This is a genomic window from Streptomyces sp. SID9727, assembly GCF_010550605.1.
Lineage (GTDB): Bacteria > Actinomycetota > Actinomycetes > Streptomycetales > Streptomycetaceae > Streptomyces.
On the sequence record NZ_JAAGNI010000080.1, the window covers coordinates 1 to 3,460 of the forward strand.

At 75.2% G+C, this 3,460-nt stretch carries 2 protein-coding genes; both read right to left on the minus strand.

Annotated features, from left to right (window positions below; translation table 11 throughout):
* On the minus strand, window positions 1–797 hold a 797-nt coding region (locus G3I41_RS05170; protein ID WP_343242061.1), incomplete at its 3' end, for a serine hydrolase domain-containing protein.
* Window positions 775–3,069: a glycoside hydrolase family 3 C-terminal domain-containing protein gene (locus tag G3I41_RS05175; protein ID WP_164399127.1), complete on the minus strand. Its 2,295-nt coding sequence runs from the start codon at window positions 3,067–3,069 to the stop codon at window positions 775–777. The genes G3I41_RS05175 and G3I41_RS05170, both read right to left, overlap by 23 nt.
* Window positions 3,070–3,460: the final 391 nt, after the last annotated feature.

The following is a 3,460-nucleotide window of genomic DNA, read 5'->3' on the forward strand; positions in this document are numbered from 1 at the left end:
AGCTCGGCCGCACGGCCCTCGCGGGTCGCCAGCCCCCGGACCGCCGCCGCCAGTTCCGCCTGCGACGCCCGAAGGGCCCGGGACAGCGGCGCGTCCGGGGCGAGGCCCAGCCCGGCGAGGAAGCCGGCGACCTGCTCCGGCGAGGGGTCGGGGCGTACGGAGAACTGCGGGGCGAACCGGTGCTCCTGCGCCGCCGGCAGCCCGATCCACAGGTCGAGCCCCAGGGGCCCGGCCACCTCGGCGGCGAAGAACGCCCCGACGCTCCGCCCGGACACCCGGCGCACCACCTCGCCGACCAGGTGTCCGTACGTCAGCGCGTGGTACAGGAACGCCGTGCCCGGCTCCCAGACCGGCCGCATCGTGGCCAGGGCGCCCACCCGGGCGTCCCGGTCGAGCAGTCCGGGCAGCCCGCACCCCGCCGGGCCGGCCGAGAACGCCGGCAGCCCCGCCCGGTGCGTGAGGAGGTCGGCCACCGTCGTGCCGGCCTTTCCGGCGGCGGCGAACTCCGGCCAGTAGCGGGCGACGGGCGCGTCGGGGTCCAGGGCGCCCCGCTCGATCAGCAGGTGGGCGCAGACCGCGACGAGGCCCTTGGTGACCGACATCAGCACGCCGACCGAGTCCGTCCCGAAGCCGGGCGGGCCTGCGGCGAGGTCCACCACCGGGCGCCCGTGGTGGTGGACGGCCAGCTGCGCCGCGCCGGGGTCGTCGGCGCAGCCGCGTACGAAGGCGTCACGGACGGGCTCCCAGCCCGGCGCCACCCAGCCGGTGAGCATCTCAGCGCTCCAACTGTCCCCCACGCGCCGCCACCTCGTCGGCCAGGGCGGGCAGGCTCTCGGCGGACAGCGGGCTCTGCGGGAACTCGGCGATCACGTCGAGCGGCACCCCGGCGAGGAACCGCCGCATCACGGGATCGGCGAGCGCGCCCGAGGACTCGTCCGTACGGGCCTTCGTGAACGCCTCCCTCAGCAGCGGGCCGCCCACCGGGTGCTCGAACCACTCGGCGAGGGTGTTGCGGCCGGTCAGCCGCAGGCCCGAGGGGTCGCCCGCCACCTCGGTCTCCACCTGGGCGCGGATGTCGCGCGAGGACGCACCGGCCTCGAAGCGGTAGCGGCCGCCCTCGACCTTCCAGCCGCCCTCCCGTTCGCTGAAGTACGCCAGATCGTGCCGCGCCACGCGCACGGCCACCTCGGTGCTCGCGCCCGGCTCCAGGTACACCGACGCGAAGCCGCGCAGTTCGCGCACCGGCCGCAGCACGCGTGAGCCGTCCGGCCCGGCCACGTAGAGCTGCACGACCTCGCGCCCGGCGACCGTGCCGGTGTTGGTGACGGTCAGCGTGACGTGGAAGCCGTCCCCGTTCTCCCGTACGGCCAGGTCCTCGTAGCCGAACGTCGTGTACGACAGGCCGTGGCCGAACGGGAACGCGACCTCGCGGCGCTGGGCGTCGTACCCCCGGTAGCCGACGAAGACCCCCTCGCCGTACCGGGCCCTGCCCTCCTCGCCGGGGAACGAGAGGTGGCTCGGGGAGTCCTCCAGGCGCAGCGGGACGGTCTCCGTCAGCTTTCCGGACGGGTTGACCGCACCGAACAGGACGCGGGCGAGCGCGCCGCCGCCCGCCTGGCCGAGCAGCCATCCCTCCACGAGGGCCGGCACCCGGTCCTGCCAGGGCGAGGTGCGGACGACGCCGCCGTTGGACAGCACCACGACCACGCGCGGACTGACGTCCAGGACCCGCCGCAGCAGCTCGGTCTGGGCGGCGGGCAGGTCCAGATGGTCGCGGTCGAAACCCTCGGACTCGTCCTGTGCGGGGAGCCCGAGGAAGAGCACCGCCGTGTCCGACGACTCGGCCAACCGGACCGCCTCGTCCGCGAGTCCGGCGTCCGCCGGCCCGTCCGCCGCGCCGGGCAGCGGGTACCCGGCGGCGAACCGCACCTCCGCGCCGGTGGCCAGCTCGCGCAGGCTGTCCAGCGGGACGTCGAGCCGGGTGGGCGTCACCTGAGAGCTGCCCGCGCCCTGGAAGCGCGGCGTACGGGCCAACTCTCCGATGACCGCCACGCTGCCGCGCGCCGGGTCCAGCGGCAGCAGCGCGCCGTCGTTCTTCAGGAGCACCACGCACTGGTCGGCGGCCCGCCCGGCCACGCGGTGCGAGGCGTCCGCGTCGAACGGCGCGGGCGTCCCGGTCCCGCTGGTCACGCGGTCGGCGAAGAGCGCGAGCCGCTCGACGGTCCGGTCGAGCACCGCCTCGTCCAGCGCGCCGGACTCCACGGCGGCGGCCACCTCCCGGTCCGTGTGGCCGCCGGGGCCCGGCATCTGGAGGTCGAGGCCGGCGCGGAGGGAGGCGACCCGGTCGCGTACCGCGCCCCAGTCGGAGACGACGATGCCGTCGAAGTCCCACTCGTCGCGCAGGATCTCGGTGAGCAGGCGGGTGTGCTGCGCCACGGGCACGCCGTTGAGGCCGTTGTAGGACGCCATGACGGACCAGGGGCGGTCGCGGCGGACGACGCGTTCGAAGGCGCGCAGGTAGATCTCGCGCAGCGGGCGCTCGTCGATGTCGGCGCTGACCCGCATCCGGTCGGTCTCCTGGTTGTTGGCCGCGTAGTGCTTGAGCGACGCACCGACCCCGGCCTTCTGCAACCCGCGCACCATGGCGCCGCCCAGCTCCGAGGAGACCAGCGGGTCCTCGGAGAAGTACTCGAAGTTCCGGCCGCACAGAGGTGACCGCTTGATGTTGATGCCCGGCCCGAGCACCACGTGCACGCCGTGCGCCACGGCCTCGGCCGCGATGGCGGCGGCGACCTCCTCGGCCAGCTCCGGGTTCCAGCTGCTGCCGAGGGCGACGGCGGGCGGGAAGCAGGTGGCGGGCGCCGCGCTGTGCAGGTCGAGCTGGCCGCCGTCGCCGCTCTCGCGGGGCAGCCGGAGCCCGTGCGGGCCGTCGGACATCCGGACGGCGGGCAGCCCCGCCGCCTCGGACCCCTCGCTGACGAAGTCCCCGGAACCGCTGGTCAGGGCGGCCTTCTCGGCGAGCGGGAGGCCGGTGGCGGGGGAGGGGCGGGGGGCGGATCGCTGAGTCATACGAGTACCTGTCGGGCTTCCGTGAAGGGGGCGGGGGCCGGGGCGAGGGCCGTCCGGTGGAGCGAATCGGGGCAAGACGGCATGCGACCCAAAAACGTATGGTGATCGGTTTTTGGTGTCAAGGGTCCCCGCGCGCGGCGGGCGGGACCCCCTCGACCGGCCGGATCTCATTTCGGACGCGGCTCTTGACGGCCAGAAACCGATCACCGTACGGTTTTCGAGCTCGGGCGGTCCGCTCCGATGAGCTCACCGCGGCTGCCGTCCGCGCCGTCGGCTCCGCTCTCCCATGAATCGAGGAACGGTCATGTCGGTATCCGGTCGGTCGACCACCCCCGCGCGCCGAGAGACGGGCCACCCGGCCCGCGCCCCGCGCCTGGCCCTCGCCGCCGCG

What these genes read in the sequence shown, in the direction of transcription:
- G3I41_RS05175 (WP_164399127.1), bottom strand. Translation starts at nt 3,069, where the DNA reads ATGACTCAGCGATCCGCCCCCCGCCCCTCCCCCGCCACCGGCCTCCCG.